The organism is Ramlibacter alkalitolerans, assembly GCF_016722765.1.
Taxonomy (GTDB): Bacteria; Pseudomonadota; Gammaproteobacteria; order Burkholderiales; family Burkholderiaceae_C; genus Ramlibacter; species Ramlibacter alkalitolerans.
Genome location: NZ_JAEQND010000018.1, coordinates 69300 through 84588, shown reverse-complemented (window position 1 = coordinate 84588; position 15289 = coordinate 69300). Strand labels below are relative to the sequence as shown.

General features: G+C 70.9%; 16 protein-coding genes and 1 riboswitch. Of the genes, 10 read left to right on the top strand and 6 right to left on the bottom strand.

Annotated features, from left to right (window positions below):
- Window positions 1-52: 52 nt before the first annotated feature.
- Together JI746_RS25390 and JI746_RS25385 are read right to left on the bottom strand one after the other, a co-directional pair.
- The gene (locus tag JI746_RS25390; RefSeq protein ID WP_201693132.1) at window positions 53-1039 is read right to left on the bottom strand and encodes a Bug family tripartite tricarboxylate transporter substrate binding protein; all 987 of its coding nucleotides are present in this window, start codon (window positions 1037-1039) and stop codon (window positions 53-55) included.
- A 420-nt stretch (window positions 1040-1459) separates the two neighbouring features.
- A complete protein-coding gene (locus JI746_RS25385; RefSeq protein ID WP_201693100.1) occupies window positions 1460-1687 on the bottom strand; it encodes a hypothetical protein in 228 nt (75 codons plus the stop codon).
- A 112-nt stretch (window positions 1688-1799) separates the two neighbouring features.
- On the opposite strand from JI746_RS25385, the gene JI746_RS25380 reads away from it, so the two are divergent.
- Window positions 1800-2762, top strand: coding sequence for a LysR family transcriptional regulator (locus tag JI746_RS25380; protein ID WP_201693099.1), 963 nt, complete (start codon window positions 1800-1802; stop codon window positions 2760-2762).
- Here the strand turns inward: JI746_RS25380 and JI746_RS28290 are convergent.
- From JI746_RS28290 to JI746_RS25360, 4 genes are all read right to left on the bottom strand, one after another.
- Window positions 2713-3654, bottom strand: a complete 942-nt coding sequence (locus tag JI746_RS28290) for a methionyl-tRNA formyltransferase (RefSeq protein ID WP_330893078.1) — start codon at window positions 3652-3654, stop codon at window positions 2713-2715. The two genes, JI746_RS25380 and JI746_RS28290, sit on opposite strands and share 50 nt — an antisense overlap.
- 40 nt (window positions 3655-3694) lie before the next feature.
- On the bottom strand, window positions 3695-4495 hold the full coding sequence (locus JI746_RS25370; RefSeq protein ID WP_201693098.1) for a sulfite exporter TauE/SafE family protein: 801 nt from the start codon (window positions 4493-4495) through the stop codon (window positions 3695-3697).
- A gap of 554 nt (window positions 4496-5049) precedes the next feature.
- On the bottom strand, window positions 5050-5394 hold the full coding sequence (locus JI746_RS25365) for a cell division protein ZapA (RefSeq protein WP_201693097.1): 345 nt from the start codon (window positions 5392-5394) through the stop codon (window positions 5050-5052).
- The gene (locus JI746_RS25360) at window positions 5391-5603 is read right to left on the bottom strand and encodes a cell division protein ZapB (RefSeq protein ID WP_201693096.1); all 213 of its coding nucleotides are present in this window, start codon (window positions 5601-5603) and stop codon (window positions 5391-5393) included. The genes JI746_RS25365 and JI746_RS25360 overlap by 4 nt, the downstream gene beginning before the upstream one ends.
- Window positions 5604-5636: 33 nt before the next feature.
- Window positions 5637-5895: riboswitch (cobalamin riboswitch) on the top strand.
- A 78-nt stretch (window positions 5896-5973) separates the two neighbouring features.
- Between JI746_RS25360 and JI746_RS25355 the strand changes: the two genes are divergently transcribed.
- From JI746_RS25355 to JI746_RS25315, 9 genes are all read left to right on the top strand, one after another.
- Window positions 5974-7812 carry a TonB-dependent receptor domain-containing protein gene (locus JI746_RS25355; RefSeq protein ID WP_201693095.1) on the top strand — a complete coding sequence of 613 codons (1839 nt, stop codon included), beginning with the start codon at window positions 5974-5976 and terminating at the stop codon, window positions 7810-7812.
- Window positions 7809-9140, top strand: coding sequence for a cobyrinate a,c-diamide synthase (locus JI746_RS25350; protein ID WP_201693094.1), 1332 nt, complete (start codon window positions 7809-7811; stop codon window positions 9138-9140). The genes JI746_RS25355 and JI746_RS25350 overlap by 4 nt, the downstream gene beginning before the upstream one ends.
- Window positions 9137-9952 (top strand): ABC transporter substrate-binding protein, encoded by an 816-nt coding sequence (locus JI746_RS25345; RefSeq protein ID WP_236600125.1) that lies wholly within the window; start codon window positions 9137-9139, stop codon window positions 9950-9952. Before JI746_RS25350 ends, JI746_RS25345 begins: the two co-directional genes overlap by 4 nt.
- The gene (locus JI746_RS25340) at window positions 9945-10841 is read left to right on the top strand and encodes an ABC transporter substrate-binding protein (protein WP_201693093.1); all 897 of its coding nucleotides are present in this window, start codon (window positions 9945-9947) and stop codon (window positions 10839-10841) included. The genes JI746_RS25345 and JI746_RS25340 overlap by 8 nt, the downstream gene beginning before the upstream one ends.
- A complete protein-coding gene (locus JI746_RS25335; protein WP_201693092.1) occupies window positions 10838-11827 on the top strand; it encodes a FecCD family ABC transporter permease in 990 nt (329 codons plus the stop codon). The genes JI746_RS25340 and JI746_RS25335 overlap by 4 nt, the downstream gene beginning before the upstream one ends.
- Entirely contained in the window at window positions 11824-12600 is a 777-nt protein-coding gene (locus JI746_RS25330; protein WP_201693091.1) for an ABC transporter ATP-binding protein, read from the top strand. The genes JI746_RS25335 and JI746_RS25330 overlap by 4 nt, the downstream gene beginning before the upstream one ends.
- Window positions 12597-14051 carry a cobyric acid synthase gene (locus JI746_RS25325; protein WP_201693090.1) on the top strand — a complete coding sequence of 485 codons (1455 nt, stop codon included), beginning with the start codon at window positions 12597-12599 and terminating at the stop codon, window positions 14049-14051. The genes JI746_RS25330 and JI746_RS25325 overlap by 4 nt, the downstream gene beginning before the upstream one ends.
- A gap of 123 nt (window positions 14052-14174) precedes the next feature.
- On the top strand, window positions 14175-14612 hold the full coding sequence (locus tag JI746_RS25320) for a universal stress protein (protein WP_201693089.1): 438 nt from the start codon (window positions 14175-14177) through the stop codon (window positions 14610-14612).
- A gap of 17 nt (window positions 14613-14629) precedes the next feature.
- Window positions 14630-15271 carry a class I SAM-dependent DNA methyltransferase gene (locus JI746_RS25315; RefSeq protein ID WP_201693088.1) on the top strand — a complete coding sequence of 214 codons (642 nt, stop codon included), beginning with the start codon at window positions 14630-14632 and terminating at the stop codon, window positions 15269-15271.
- Window positions 15272-15289: the final 18 nt, after the last annotated feature.

Sequence of the window (15289 nt, the reverse complement as noted above, 5' to 3'; positions counted from 1 at the left end):
GGAAAAACGGGCGGGAAGAAAAACGCCCCCGCGTTGCGGGGGCGTGGGCCGCTTACTTGGCCAGGAAGCCGGCTTCCTTCATGAGCTCGCGGTGGTTCTGCTCCGCCTTGCCGAGCCACTGGTTGAAGGCCTCGCCATCCATGTACGTCTGGTTGAACGCGCCCTTTTCCATGTAGTCCTTCCACTCGGGCGTCTCGCGCACCTTCTTGAGCAGGTCGACGTAGAACTGCTTCTGGTCGTTCGTCACGCCCGGGGGCATGAAGATGCCGCGCAGCATCGTGTACTCGGTCGGCACGCCCGCTTCCTTGCAGGTCGGGATGTCGCTCCAGGACATCGTGTCGGTGATCTTGGCCTTGTAGGGCATGCGCTTGTCGTCGAACACGCACAGCGGCCGCAGCTTGCCGGCGCGCCACTGGGCCACCGCCTCGATCGGGTTGTTGACCGAGGAATCCACGTGGTTGCCCACCAGCTGCACCGCGACCTCGCCGCCCCCCTTGAAGGGGATGTAGATGAACTTGGCGCCGGTCGCCTTCTCCAGGCCCACCGTGAGGATCTGGTCCTCCTGCTTGGAGCCGGTGCCGCCCATCTTGATCTTGCCCGGACCCGCGGCCTTGACGGCGGCCAGGTAGTCCTTGGCCGTCTTGTGCGGGCTCTCGGCGTTGACCCAGAGCACGAAGTTGTCGAGCGCCAGCATCGACACGGGCGTCATGTCGCGCCAGTTGAAGGGCACGCCGGTCGCCATGGGGGTGGTGAACAGGTTCGACAGCGTGACGACGATCTTGTTCGCGTCGCCCTTGGCATTCTTCACGTCGAGGAAGCCCTCGGCGCCCGCACCGCCGGACTTGTTCACGACGATCAGCGGCTGCTTCATCAGGTTGTGCTTGACGACCACGCCCTGGATCAGGCGGGCCATCTGGTCGGCGCCGCCGCCGGTGCCGGCCGGGACGATGAATTCGACCGGCTTGCTGGGCTCCCAGGCCGCGGAGGCGGGAGCCGCGAAAAGGGCGGCGGAAGCGGCGGCTGCGACGCTCACCGCCATGCGGAACATGACCTTGCTTGTCTTCACGCGTTGTCTCCAGTGTGTTTGGCCCCGCCCGCGCCCTCTCTCTTGTGAAAGACGTTCATCGCGGGGCTGCGGCGGATGGTCGGGCGATGAACCCCCGAATTCTCTTGACTGCGGTCAATTTTTCAAAAAGGAGTTCATGCGTCTAGGGAAAGTCCGGGGCTTTGCAGGTGGGCAGTGAAGGAGGAAGGACTACAAGGTCGTGCAGGGCGGCCCAGCGGTCCCCATGCGGGTGCATGTCGCGTGTTTTCGTCGCTGGCCACGGCCTGCGCACGCACCAATGAAAACGCGGCGCACGAGGCGCCGCGAAGGAGACGATGGGGTGCGGACCCGCCTCGCGCGGGATCGTGTCGCAGCATGTTCAAGGCGGGCCGCAGGGCCCGCAAGAAAGGCGCTTCAGCGGCGCTGCAGGCGCTCGCGCGTGCTCTCGACGGCGTTCACCAGGAACTCGGAATCGTAGGAGCGCAGCAGGTGCGGCATCTCCTTCTCGACGTACGCACGCAGCGCTTCGCGGCCCGCGCCGTGGCGCGCCGGTTCCCATGCGCACGACAGGTCCAGTTCCTCGTCGGCGGTGTAGCTGTGCGGGCGGTTCGTGGCCGGGGTGGAAGGGGTCTGCTGGCGCATGGCGATCTCCTGTGGGTGCCTGTCGATGAAGTCACTTTAGGTGCCGCCGACGATTAATGACAGTGAAAGTATTTGATCGTCTCCATCATCCCGGAGTTATGATCTGGACGCCATGAAGAACGCCACCCTGCGCCAGCTCAAGGTCTTCGAAGCGGTGGCGCGCCACCGCAGCTTCTCGCGCGCGGCCGAGGAACTGCACCTGACGCAACCGGCCGTGTCGACGCAGGTGCGCAAGCTCGAGGAACACGCCGGGCTGCCCCTGTTCGAGCAGCTGGGCAAGAAGATCCACCTCACCCCCGCCGGCGCGCAGATGCTGCAGTCCAGCCGCGAGATCATCCAGAAATTCCAGGAAGCCGAAGAGGCGATGGCCCAGTACAAGGGCGTCTCCGGTGGGCGGCTGAACGTCTCGGTGATCAGCGCCGGCGACTATTTCTTCCCCCGCCTGCTGGTCGAATTCGCGCAGCGGCACGAGGGCGTGACGCTCAACTTCGGCGTCTGCAACCGTGAAGAATTGCTGGCGCAGATGAAGGCAAACGTGACCGACCTGGCGGTGATGGTGCGCCCGCCGGAGGACGAGGACACGGTGGCCGAGCCCTTCGCGCCGCACCCCTACGTGATCGTTGCGGCGCCCACGCATCCGCTGGCCCGGACGCCGCGCATCTCGGTCTCGCGCGTGATCCGCGAACCCTTCGTGGTGCGCGAGAAGGGCTCGGACACCTGGAACTCGATGGTCGACGGCTTCGGCCCGCAACTGGGGGGCGTGAACATCGCGATGGAGATCCGCAGCACGGAGACCATCAAGCAGGCGGTGATGGCGGGCATGGGCGTGAGCTTCCTGTCCGCGCACACCGTCAGCCGCGAGCTTCAGTCCGGCAGCCTGTGCATCCTGGACGTGCAGGGCTTCCCGCTGATGCTGAACTGGTTCGTGGTGCACCGGCGCACCAAGCGGCTGCCGCCGGTGGCGCAGGCCTTCAAGAACTTCCTGCTGGCCGACGGCGCTGCGCTCATCGACCAGGCGTTGGGCATCAAGTCGTCGCGGCTGGGCGCACCCAGGACTGCCACGCGTCCGAGATAGCCAGGCCGCGCTGGCGCGCGAATTCGCCGGCGCTCATCTTGCCGCCGCCTTCGGGCCGCAGCTTCAGGATCTCGATCAGCCCGCCCTGGGCCCAGATCACGATCGAGCTGTCGCTCACGCCCGCCACGTCGCCCGGCTTGTGGCCGCGGGCGACGAAGCGACCCACCACGTGCTTGCGGCAGTCGTAGACGCGCACCTTCGTGCCCTCCAGCATCATCCAGGCGCCTGGCGCCGGGTTGCAGGCGCGGATCAGGTTGTAGATGGTGTCGACGTGGCCCCACCAGTGGATCTCGGCCTCGGCGTCCTGCAGCCAGCCTTCGTAGGTGGCCTGCGTTTCGTCCTGCGGCCGCTCCTCGTGCCGGCCGGCCATCACCACGTCGGTCGCCTCGAGCAGCGCCGCGATGCCGAGCGGGAACAGCTTGTTGAAGTAGACCTCGCCCAGCGTTTCCTCCGGGCCGATGTCGCAGGTCTTCTGCAGGATCACCGGACCTTCGTCGAGGCCATCGGTGGGACGGAAGATCGTCAGGCCGGTCTGCGTGGCGCCGAGCGCGATCGGCCAGCTGATGGACGAGGGGCCGCGGTGCAGCGGCAGCAGCGAGGGATGGAACTGGATCGTGCCGTGGCGCGGGATGTTCACGAAGGACTGCGGCGCGAACTGCAGCACGTAGGCCATGATGCCGATGTCGGCGGCCAGCGATCGCATGGCGGCCTCCGCCTCGGGGCTGCGCAGGCTCGCGAAGGTGAACACCGGCAGGCCGCGCTCGAGCGCGTCCAGGCGCAGTGCGTCGGGCTTGGCACCGGGCTTGTCCGGCGCGCAGAACACGCCGGCGATGGTGTCGCCGCGGGCGAGGAAGGCTTCCAGGACGGCCTTGCCGAATTCCTGTTGTCCGATGAAGGCGATGCGGGCGATGGCGGGCTCCTTGGGAGGTCGTTCAGCGCAGGAGGAAGTAGGCCGAGATGAAGTACAGGCCCACGGCGAAGATCCGCTTGAGCGGGCGGATCTCCATGCCGTGCGCGATGCGGGCGCCCAGCGGCGCCAGCGTCATGCTGGCCAGCGAGATGATCACCAGCCCGGGGATGAAGATGTAGCCGACGGAGCCGGGCGGCGCCTGCACCAGGCCGCGGCCGGCCCAGATGTAGCCGGCGGTGCCGGCCAGCGCGATCGGGAAGCCCAGTGCGGCGGAGGTCGCCACCGCCTCGTGGATCTTCACGTTGCACCAGGTCATGAAGGGCACCGAGACGAAGGCGCCGCCGGCGCCGACCAGCGCCGACAGCACGCCGATCACCAGGCCCACGCCGAAGGTGCCGACCGGGCCGGGAATGGTGCGCCCCGCCGCGGGCTTGCGATCCAGCAGCATCTGCGTCGCCGAGAAGGCGATGAAGATCGCGAACAGGATGCCCAGCAACTTCGCCGGCAACGCCACCGCCACCTGGGCGCCGGCGATCGAGCCGACGACGATGCCCGGCGCCAGCACGCGCGCGATCTCCCAGCGCACGGCGCCGCGCCGGTGGTGCGCGCGCACGGAGGACATCGACGTGAACATGATGGTCGCCAGCGAGGTCGCCACGGCCATCTTGACCGTGGACTCCGGGGCGATGCCGGTGTGTCCCAGCACGAAGGTGAGCACCGGCACGAGGACCATGGCGCCGCCGATGCCCAGGAGGCCGGACAGCAGGCCGGCACCGACGCCGGCCAGCAGGAGTTCGAAGATGAGGTCGGGTTGCAGCAGCATTGTTCTTGTGGCGCGCGCTGCGCGCCGGCCCGCACGCATTCCGCGGCGGGCATGCCGCCATTGTGTCTCAGCCGTGAACCGGGGCCCGAAATGGAACCGGCCGCGCGAGGCGGCCGGCTGGAAGAAGGTGTCTGTAGTGCCACCGGACCGCATCCTGAACCGGGGTTCAGGTGGGCGAGGTCAGCCTTGGTGTTGGGATCATCTGACGCGAGATGTTCACGCTCACCAGGCGATGTTCCAAGCCCGTGCTCAATGAGCATTGGTTCAAGGAAATATAAAGCCCGATACGCACTGCAGACGAAGCCATTCTAGGTCGCAAATCGGCGCTTTGGGCAATGCCAGCGTGAAGCCATCAAGGAATTTCGGACTTGACATGCAAGCGGCTAAGCTCAACTGCTTTGCCTGTCCGCGCCCGGGGTGCATCGAGGCGAAACCCCGGCGATGCGTAGGCTGGTGGTGGAGCGAAGCGAAACCCCAGCGATGCGCGAAGCGCTGGGGTTCCGGCGCGCGTTGCGCGCGTCACCACCAGCCTACGATTGGGTCCGGTTACGCGCTCAGAGCAGCCGACCGTCGTCGCCCAGCGCCATGTCCACGCGCACCAGCAACTGCGCCAGCTTCACGTCGTCCGCCAGGTTGCGCATGCTGGTCACGGTGCCGTCGCTGTTGGCGAAGCTGGCCGCGTGCAGGGGCTGCTGCGAGACCTTGCCGGCCACGTCGAAGGCGAGGTTCAGGGCTGCGAGCACCGCGATGCGGTCGCGCGCCTTCACCTTGCCGGCGTCGCGGATGCGGCACATCGCCGTGTCGACTTTTTCCACCGCTTCCAGCAGGCGCTGCTCGCCGCCTTCCGGGCATCCGAGCAGGTAGCTCTGGCCCATGATCTGGACTTCGAGCTGCTTCATGCGGGGGTGTTGAGATCGGGCAGGCGTTCGAGCAGGGCGTCGACGCGGGCGCGCGCTGCGGACAGGCGCGACCTGAGCGAGTCGCGCTCCGTCGTGAGGAGTTCCACCTGTTCGGCGAGCAGCGCGTTGGTGCGCTGAAGCTCCTCGTAGCGAACGAGCAGACGTTCGACGCGGTCGACGAGCTGGTCGATCTGGGAGCCATTGGCCATGGCGCGAATTGTAGGGTTTGTTTTTCGCTGCCGCTCTAGAATCACGGGGTTGGTGCTCGCGGTGTGGTTCGCATGCCGCAGTTCAACGGGAAGCAGGGGGCCTGCCGCGCCGCACGCGCGAGGCCAACCTGCGCTGCCCCCGCAACGGTAAGCGGAGATGGCGCGCGCGCCTCGCGCAGCGTCATCACTCACGTCCTCGCAAGCCACTGGGAACCGCCCGATACAGCGGCCCTGGGAAGGCGACGGGAGTTCTTCCGCCAGCCCGGATACCGGCCAACGACGGTGGCCCGCGCCTGCGAAGCGCACGGGCCGTGACGCCCAGTGCGCAGGCGGGGAAGCCGGCGCGGGCATGCGTTCCTGTCCTTCATCCATGGTTCCCAACAATCTGGTTTCCCGTGCCGGCCTGCCGCTGGCCCTTGCCCTTTCCGCCTGCGGCGCCGCCGCCCAGACCACCTTGCGCGAGGTCGTCGTTTCCGCCGCGCGCACCGAACAGGCCGTGCAGGACGCGCTGCCGGCCACGACGCTGATCACGCGGCGCGAGATCGAACAGGCGCAGACGCCCGACCTGCCCACGCTGCTGAGGCGCCTCACCGGCGGCGAGCTGGCGCAGACCGGCCAGCAGGGCAGCGTGGCCGGCGTGTTCCTGCGCGGCGCCGAGCCGCGCCACACCCTCGTGCTGGTGGACGGCGTGCCGATCAACAACCTCAACTTCGGCCTGCCCGCCATCGAGCACATCCCGCTGGCGGACGTCGAACGCATCGAGGTCGTGCGCGGCAACGTCTCCAGCCTGTACGGGAGTGCCGCCATCGGCGGCGTGATCCAGATCTTCACCCGGCAGCCCACGGCCACCCCGTTTGCCGCCCTCACCGTGCAGGGAGGCTCGCGCGGGCTGGTGCAGGTGGACGCCACCGGCTCCGTGAAGCTCGCTTCCGGCACCGGGCTGCGGGCCTCCGCGGAAGGCCTGCGTGACCGCGGCTTCAACGCCATCCGGCAGGAGGAGCGCCCGGGCACCAACCCCGACCGCGACGGCTACCGGCGGCATGCGGCCTCGCTGGCCGTCACGCAGGACCTCGGGGCGCACAGCATCGGCCTGAAGCTGCGGGATGCGCGCGGCCGGGTCGACTTCGACAACGAGTTCGGGCCGGCGACGCAGCGCGATTCCTCACGCTTCGTCGAGCAGGTGGCCACGCTGGACGGGCGTTTCCGCCTCACGCCCACGCTGCGCGTCGATGCGGCGTTCACGCGCGCGGTCGACAAGCTCGATGCCGACGAGGCGGCCTTCCCCTTCTTCGTCGATTCGCGCTCCGACGGCGCGCAGGTCGGGGCGGAGTGGCAGGCCGCCCCCGGCCAGCGCGTGACCGCCGGCCTGGAGCACACGCGCCAGCACATCACCAGCGACACCGCCTACGAACGCGACCGCCGCACCGTCGACGGCGCCCGCATCGGTTACGCGCTGGACGCCGGCAAGCACCAGTTGCAGCTCAATGCGCGGCACGACCGCTACAGCGACTTCGGCAGCGCCAACACCTGGCTAGCGGCGTACGGCTACCAGCTCACGCCGGCGTGGCGCGCCAGCGTCTCGGCGTCGACGGGGTTCCGCGCCCCGAGCTTCAACGACCTGTTCTTCCCCTTCGGCATCGGCAACCCCGACCTGCGGCCGGAACGCGTGCGCTCCACGGAACTGGCACTGCAGTACGTGGTGGGCGGGCAGGAAGTGCGCGCCACGCTGTTCCAGAACCGCTTCCACGACCTGATCGGCTCCGATTCCGCCTTCCACACCATCAACGTCGGGCGGGCGCGCAACCGCGGCCTGGAGCTGGCGTATGCCGGGCGCGTGCTGGAGTACGCGCTGCGCGCCGGCGTGACGGCGCAGGACCCGCGCGACCTGGACGACGACACCCGGCTGGTGCGCCGCGCGCGCGTCTTCGGCCACGTGGGCGTCACGCGCGAGCGCGGTCCCTGGCAGTGGGGCGGCAACCTGCGCTTCAGCGGCGACCGCGAGGACCGCTTCCAGGGCACGCCCGTGCGGCTCGGCGGCTACGGCGTGCTGGATCTCACGGCGGCGTACACCGTGTCGCCGCAGGTGAAGGTGTTCGGCCGCATCGAGAACGTGTTCGACCACGGGTACGAGACGGCGTTCGGCTACCGCCAGGCCGGCCGGGGCGCTTTCGTCGGCGTACGCTGGCAGCCGGGAACTCTGACCCCATGAGGAACGAAACCCCTGCCTGTCCCGCACTGCTGGTGGCCGCGCCAGCTTCCGGCCAGGGCAAGACCACCGTGACGGCCGCGCTCGCGCGGCTGCACGCGCGGCAGGGCCGGCAGGTGCGGGTGTTCAAGTGCGGCCCGGACTTCCTCGATCCGCACTGGCTGGAACTGGCGAGCGGCCATCCCGTGCATCCGCTGGATCTCTGGATGACGGGGGCGCAGGACTGCGCCGGGCGCCTGCATGCCGCGGCCCGCGAAGCGGGCCTGCTGCTGGTGGAAGGCGTGATGGGCCTGTACGACGGCACGCCCAGTGCTGCCGACATCGCGCTGCGCTTCGGCCTGCCGGTGCTGGCCGTGATCGACGCGTGGGCCATGGCGCAGACCTTCGGCGCCCTGGCGCACGGCCTGCAGGCCTACCGCGAAGGCCTGCGCTGGGCCGGCGTGCTGGCCAACCGGGTGGCGGGCGAGGGCCATGCGGCGCTGCTGCGGACCTCGCTGCGCGACGAGGCGCATTGGCTCGGCGCGCTGCAGTGGGCGCCGGAGTTGTCCTGGCCCGAGCGCCACCTCGGCCTCGCGTCGGCGGGCGAGACGGCCGACGCGCTGCAGCGGCTCGATGCGATGGCGGACCGGCTCGCCGCCACCCCTCTGGGTCGCATGGCGCCCGCCGATTTGGGGCCGTGGCGCACGAGCTTCGAGGCGCCGGCGGCATCCTCCCCGCCGCCCGCGCTGCTGGCGGGCCGCACGATCGCGATCGCGCGCGATGCGGCCTTCCAGTTCGTGTACGCCGCCAACCTCGACTGCCTGACGGTCCTCGGCGCGCGGCTGGTCTTCTTCTCCCCCATCGCCGGCGACGCGCTGCCGGCCTGCGACGCGGTGTGGCTGCCGGGCGGCTACCCCGAGCTGCACGTGCATGCGCTGGGGCAGGCGAGGGCGCTCCGGGACGCGCTGGCGCGCCATGTGCAAGCCGGCAAGCCCCTGTCGGCCGAGTGCGGCGGCATGATGGCGCTGTTCGAGCGCATCGCCACGGCAGAGGGCGCGGTGCACGCGCTGTGGGGGCTGCTGCCCGGCACCGTGCGCATGCAGCAGCGTCCCGCCGCGGTCGGCCCGCAACAGCTCGCGCTGGCGCAAGGCACGCTGCGCGGCCACAGCTTCCACTTCTCGCGCTGCGAGACGGCGCTGGCGCCCGCGCTGCATGCGAGTGCACCGGATGGCCGCGCCGGCGAGCCGGTGTGGCGGCGCGGGCCGCTGCTGGCGACCTATTTCCACGCCTGGTTCCCCTCGTGTCCGCAGGCGGCGGCCGCCATCCTGCGCGGCGAGGAGATCCTGGCTTGAACACCTTCGCGATTCCGCGCGGCCCCCGCCGCATCGTCTGCCTCACCGAGGAGGCGACCGAATGGCTGTACCTGCTCGGCGAGCAGGACCGCATCGTCGGCATCTCCGGCTACACGGTGCGGCCACGCCGCGCGCGGGAGGAAAAGCCGAAGGTCAGCGCCTTCCTGTCGGCGAAGATCGATCGCATCCTGGAGCTGCGGCCGGACTGCGTGTTCGGCTTTTCCGACCTGCAGGCCGACATCGCCGCCGCGCTGATCCGGCGCGGCGTGCAGGTCACGATCTTCAACCAGCGCAGCGTGGAGGAGATCTTCGCCATGCTGTACCAGGTGGCGGCGATGGTCGGCCGGGCGGAGGACGGCCTGGCCCTGCTGGAGCGCATGCGCGAGCGGCTGCTGCAGATCGCCGCGGCGGCCGGCCGCCTGCCGCGCCGCCCGCGGGTGTACTTCGAGGAATGGGACGAGCCGCACATCAGCGCGATCCGCTGGGTGTCCGAGCTGGTGGGCATCGCCGGCGGCGACGACGTCTTTCCCGAGCTCGCGCTGCAGCCGCTCGGCAAGGACCGCATCATTGCGGACGGCGCCGAGATCCTGCGGCGCCAGCCCGACATCGTCATCGGCTCCTGGTGCGGCAAGAAGTTCCAGGCCGGGAAGGTCGCGGCGCGGGCCGGCTGGGGCGAGCTCGCCGCGGTGAAGGAGGGCCAGCTGTTCGAGATCAAGTCGGCCGACATCCTGCAGCCGGGGCCGGCCGCCCTGACCGACGGGGTGGAACAATTGCATCGCATCGTGATGGACTGGGGGCAACGCCATGCATGAAGGACCGAGGCTCGCGGCCTGCCGCGCCGTGCTGCTGCTGGTGCTGCTGTGGCTGGCGGCGGCGGCGCATGCCGTCGAGGTGGTCGACGACCGCGGCCGGCGGATCGAGATCACGCGGCCGCCGCAGCGCATCGTCTCGCTGATGCCCTCGCTGACCGAAACGGTGTGTGCGCTCGGTGCCTGCCGGCGGCTGGTGGGCGTGGACGACTATTCCAACTGGCCGCCCTCGGTCAATGCGCTGCCGCACGTGGGCGGCCTGGAGGATGCGCGCGTCGAGAGCATCGTGGCCTTGCAGCCGGACCTCGTGCTGGCGCCGACGTCCTCGCGCGTGCTGCCGCGCCTGCAGACGCTGGGCCTGCCGGTGCTGGCGCTCGAGCCGCGCATGCTGCGCGACGTGCGTCGCGTGCTGCAGGTGCTCGGGCCGGTCCTGGAGGCCGGCGATCCGGATGCCGTGTGGCAGGCCATCAACCGCGAAGTGCAGGTCGCGGCCCGGAAGATGCCGCCCGCGCTGCGCGGCACGCGCGTCTACGTCGAAGTGGGCAGCACGCCCTACGCCGCCAGCGAAAGCTCGTTCATCGGCGAGCTGCTGGTGCGGCTCGGGGCGGAGAACATCGTGCCCGGCGGGCTCGGCCCCTTTCCCAAGCTCAATCCCGAATTCGTCGTGCGCGCGGACCCGCAGGTGATCATCGTCGGGCGCGGCGACGCCCCGGGCCTGGGCACGCGCCCCGGCTGGCAGCACATCGACGCGCTGCGCCGCGGCCGCGTCTGCGCCATCGACGCCGACCAGATGAACGTGCTGATGCGCGCCGGGCCGCGGCTGGGCGAAGCCGCGCACCTGCTGGTGGACTGCATCGAGGGCCGGCTCGGCGACGGGGGCCGCGGCCGATGACGCAGGAGCCGCGCGCGGCGGCAGGCCTGGCCGCGTGGCTGCTGGCCGCCAGCGCGGGACTGCTGGCACTGGGCGTGGCCGTGGGCAGCATGGGTTGGGAGCCGCTGCTGGACGAGACCGGCGCCGGCCTGACCATCCTGTGGGAGATCCGCTTGCCGCGCACGCTGGGTGCGTGGACGGCGGGCGCGCTGCTGGGGCTGGCGGGCGCGGTGGCGCAGGGGCTGTTCCGCAATCCGCTGGCCGATCCCTACCTGCTCGGAAGCTCCACCGGGGCGGCGCTGGGCGTGGCGCTGCTGCTGATGCTGCTGGGCGCGGCGCCGGCGGCCTCCGCCGCCTGGGCCACCTCGCTGGGACTGACGGGCGCGGCCTTCGCTGGCGCGCTGGCCGCGGTCCTGCTCACGCTGGTGCTGGCGCGCGGGGTGCAGCACACGCTGCGCCTGCTGCTGGCGGGCGTGATCGTCGGCATGGTGTTCGGCGCCCTCGCTTCGCTGGTCATCTTCCTCGCGCCCGAGCTGCTGCGCAGCATGCAGTCCTTCCTGCTCGGAAGCACGGGATTCCTGGGCTGGGCCAGCGCGGGCGTGCTGGCGCTGGTGCTCGCCGCGTGTGCGGCCGTTGCCCTGGCGAGCAGCCGCGCCCTCGACGCACTGGCGCTGGGCGAGACGACGGCGGCCAGCCTCGGCGTGCCGCTCACGCAGGTGCGGCTCGCGCTGGTGGGCGTGGTGGCGCTCGGCACGGGTGCCGCGGTGGCCCACGTCGGCCTCGTCGCCTTCATCGGCCTGATGGCACCCCACCTGGTGCGGGCGCTGGCCAAGCCGACGCACCGCTGGCTGTTGCCCTTGTCGGGGTTGGCGGGCGGCGTGCTCCTGCTCGGGGCCGATGTGCTGGCGCGCTGGCTGCTCGCGCCCCGCGAACTGCCGGTGGGCGTGGTGACCGCGGTGCTCGGTGGCGCGTACCTGCTCGCGCTGATGCAGCGGAGGACGTGGTGAGCGCGCCGGCCCTCCAGTGCAGCGGCCTGCGCGTGCGCCTGGGCGAGCGCGAGGTGCTGCACGACATCGACCTGGCCCTTCCCGCCGGGCGCTGGACCGCCATGGCGGGGCCGAACGGCGCCGGCAAGACCACCTTGCTCAAGGCGCTGGCGCAGCTGTTGCCGGCCCACGGCCGCATCGACATCCTGGGCCGGCCGGCGGCGCGCTGGCCGGTGCGCGAGCGCGCCCGTGCCATCGCCTGGCTGGGGCAGGGTGATGCCGGCGCCGAGGACCTGCTGGCGCGCGACGTCGTGATGCTGGGTCGCCTGCCGCACCAGGACTGGCTGGGCGGCGCCAGCCCCGCCGACCACGCGGCGGTGGAGGCGGCGATGCAGGAGACGCAATGCTGGGAATGGCGCACGCGCGCGCTCGGCAGCCTGTCCGGGGGCGAGCGCCAGCGGGTGCTGCTGGCGCGCGCGCTCGCCGTGCAGGCGCCCATCCTGCTGATGGACGAACCGCTGTCGCACCTGGATCCGCCGCACCAGGCCGACTGGCTGGCGATCGTGCGGCGGCACGTCGCCCGCGGCGGCACCGCGGTGAGCGTGCTGCACGAGATCGGTCTGGCCCTGCAGGCCGACGACATCGTGCTGCTGCAGGCCGGGCGCATCGCGCACCATGGCGCCGCGGCGGACCCGGCCACGCACCGCGCCCTGGAAGCGGTGTTCGCGCACCGCCTGCAGGTGCATGCGGTGGCGGGGCGCTGGGTGGCGCTGCCGGTGGAGGAAGTTCAATGACCGCGCGCTGCGTGATGGTGCTGGGCACCAGCAGCGGCGCCGGCAAGAGCTGGCTGGCGACGGCGCTGTGCCGCTGGTACGCGCGCCAGGGCCTGCGCGTGGCACCGTTCAAGGCGCAGAACATGAGCAACAACGCCCGCGTGGTCGCCACGCCCGAGGGCGGCTTCGGCGAGATCGGCAGCGCGCAGTACTTCCAGGCGCTCGCCGCGCGCGCGGTGCCGGAAGTACGAATGAATCCGGTGCTGCTCAAGCCGGAACGCGACGACCACAGCCAGCTGGTCCTGCTCGGGCAGGTGCATGCGCAACTCACGGCGATGCCCTGGCGGGAACGCGGCGCGCTGGTGTGGCCGGTGGTGCGCGACGCCCTCGATGCGCTGCGGGCCGAGAACGACGTGGTGGTGATCGAGGGCGCAGGCTCCCCGGCCGAGATCAACCTGCAGGACAGCGACATCGCGAACCTGCGCGTCGCCGCGCACGCGCAGGCGGCCTGCCTGCTGGTGGCCGACATCGACCGCGGCGGCGCCTTCGCCCACCTGTACGGGACCTGGGCGCTGCTGCCGCAGGAGCAGCGCTCGCTGCTGCGCGGCTTCGTCCTGAACCGTTTTCGCGGCGACCCCGCGCTGTTGCAGCCCGGCCCGGCGCAGCTGCAGGGCCTGACGGGCGTGCCCACGGTCGCCACCCTGCCGATGGTGTGGCAGCACGGCCTGCCGGAAGAAGACGGGGTGTTCGATGATCGCGCCACGGCACCGGGTGCCGTGCGCCTGCGCGTCGCCGTCGTGGCGTGGCCGCGCATCAGCAACCTCGACGAGTTCCAGCCGCTGAAAAACATCCCCGGGCTGCGCCTGCGCTGGGCGCGCACCGCGGCCGAACTGGCCGACGCCGACTGGATCATCCTGCCCGGCTCCAAGAACACCGCCGCCGACCTGCAGTGGCTGCGGGCCCAGGGACTCGCGCGCGCCGTGGTGGACCACGCCAATGCGGGCCGTCCCGTGCTGGGCATCTGCGGCGGCTTGCAGGTGCTCGGCGAGGCGCTGGTCGACCTCGACGACCTTGCCGGCAATGGGCCCGGGCTCGGCCTGCTGCCGCTCGTCACCCAGTTCGCCGCGACCAAGACCGTGCGCCGCACCAGCGTGCGCTTCGAGCCGCTGGAGGGTGCGTGGGCTGCGCTGTCGGGCCTGTGCGTGCAGGGCTACGAGATCCACACCGGCCACACCGCGCAGCACGCGGGCATGGCCGCCGGGCGTGTCGCGCTGCCGCAGGGACTGGGCTGGGCCAACGCGCAGGGCAACGTGCTGGGCGTCGTCCTGCATGGCCTGTTCGAGGACGCCGGCGTGCTGCAGGCGCTGTTCGGCGCCGGCGCCCCCACGCTGGACGCCGTGTTCGACCGGCTCGCCGATGTCGTCGACGCGCATTTCGACGCCGGCGTGCTGCCGGGCCTGATCGCATGCTGATTGACCTGCGGCAGCTTTCTAAGGGAAACGCCGGAATGCCGCGGGGTATCCAACCCCTACGTCCCGGTCCATACTAGCTCAGCCCGGGCATGGGGCCGGGGCACGTCTTGGGGGCGTTGCTACATGTACAAGAAGATCCTGCTCGCTTACGACGGCTCCGACGCGGGGCAGAAGGCGCTGCTGGAATGCCGCGAACTCGCGCAGTGGTCGAATTCGGAACTGCACCTGGTGGCGGTGATGCCGTCGGCCATGAGCTTCGTGGGCCTGGAAGGCGGTGTCTACGACGTCGAGCTCGAGGAGCGCGAGAAGAAGAAGTACCGCGCCGTGCTCGAGGACGGCCTGCGGCGCCTGGCCGAATGCGGCTTCACGGCGCGCGGCGAAGTGGTGACCGGCGAGGCCATCGACGAGATCTGCAAGTACGCGCGCAAGATCGGCGCGGACCTGATCGTCGTCGGCCACAAGCACCTGGACAGCTGGGCGGCGCGCTGGTGGCGCGGCTCGATCTCCGGTGCGCTGATCGAGCACGCGCCCTGCAGCGTGTTCGTCGTGATCGTGCGCTAGGCGCCGTGGCGGCCGTCATGCAGGTGCCTCCAGGCCGGGGCCGGCGTCCGGACGCGGGGCTCGCCGTGGCGCAGTACCGGCGCCGCGCCGAGCACTACGACCTGGAACTGATCGCGTTCGAGCCCGTGCGGCGGGCCGCCATTGCGCGCCTGGAGCTGCGGCAGGGTGCCGCAGTGATCGATGTCGGCTGCGGCACGGGCCTGAGCTTCGCGCCGCTGAAGGAGCGCATCGGCCCGGCCGGCCGCATCGTCGGCATCGACCCCTCGCCGGAGATGCTGGCGCAGGCGCGCCGGCGCATGCAGCGTCACCGGTGGAGCGGGATCGAACTGGTCGAAGCCACCGCGCAGTCCGCCGTGCTGCACGGCCGCGCGGACGCTGCCCTGTTCCACTTCACGCACGACGTGCTGCAGGACGAAGCGGCGCTGGACAACGTGCTGGCCCACCTGAAGTCCGGTGCCCGGGTCGCCGCCGCCGGCCTGCAGTGGGGGCCGGCGTGGAGCCTGCCGGTGAACCTGTTCGTGCTGGGGGCCGCGCTCTATTCGGTGACCTGCCTGGCGGGCCTCGAGCGGCCCTGGCGGCTGCTGACGGCGAGGCTGCGCGATGCCCAGGTGCACACGCCGCCGGTCGGCGGCTACTACATCGCCTGCGGCCGCGTCTAGTCTTCGTTCGGCGGCGTC

Bases quoted from the DNA above. Each gene is read 5' to 3' on its own strand.
- JI746_RS25390 (WP_201693132.1), bottom strand. From the start codon at position 1,039: ATGGCGGTGAGCGTCGCAGCCGCCGCTTCCGCCGCCCTTTTCGCGGCT.
- JI746_RS25385 (WP_201693100.1), bottom strand. From the start codon at position 1,687: ATGCGCCAGCAGACCCCTTCCACCCCGGCCACGAACCGCCCGCACAGC.
- JI746_RS25380 (WP_201693099.1), top strand. From the start codon at position 1,800: ATGAAGAACGCCACCCTGCGCCAGCTCAAGGTCTTCGAAGCGGTGGCG.
- JI746_RS25370 (WP_201693098.1), bottom strand. From the start codon at position 4,495: ATGCTGCTGCAACCCGACCTCATCTTCGAACTCCTGCTGGCCGGCGTC.
- JI746_RS25365 (WP_201693097.1), bottom strand. From the start codon at position 5,394: ATGAAGCAGCTCGAAGTCCAGATCATGGGCCAGAGCTACCTGCTCGGA.
- JI746_RS25360 (WP_201693096.1), bottom strand. From the start codon at position 5,603: ATGGCCAATGGCTCCCAGATCGACCAGCTCGTCGACCGCGTCGAACGT.
- JI746_RS25355 (WP_201693095.1), top strand. From the start codon at position 5,974: ATGGTTCCCAACAATCTGGTTTCCCGTGCCGGCCTGCCGCTGGCCCTT.
- JI746_RS25350 (WP_201693094.1), top strand. From the start codon at position 7,809: ATGAGGAACGAAACCCCTGCCTGTCCCGCACTGCTGGTGGCCGCGCCA.
- JI746_RS25340 (WP_201693093.1), top strand. From the start codon at position 9,945: ATGCATGAAGGACCGAGGCTCGCGGCCTGCCGCGCCGTGCTGCTGCTG.
- JI746_RS25335 (WP_201693092.1), top strand. From the start codon at position 10,838: ATGACGCAGGAGCCGCGCGCGGCGGCAGGCCTGGCCGCGTGGCTGCTG.
- JI746_RS25325 (WP_201693090.1), top strand. From the start codon at position 12,597: ATGACCGCGCGCTGCGTGATGGTGCTGGGCACCAGCAGCGGCGCCGGC.
- JI746_RS25320 (WP_201693089.1), top strand. From the start codon at position 14,175: ATGTACAAGAAGATCCTGCTCGCTTACGACGGCTCCGACGCGGGGCAG.
- JI746_RS25315 (WP_201693088.1), top strand. From the start codon at position 14,630: ATGCAGGTGCCTCCAGGCCGGGGCCGGCGTCCGGACGCGGGGCTCGCC.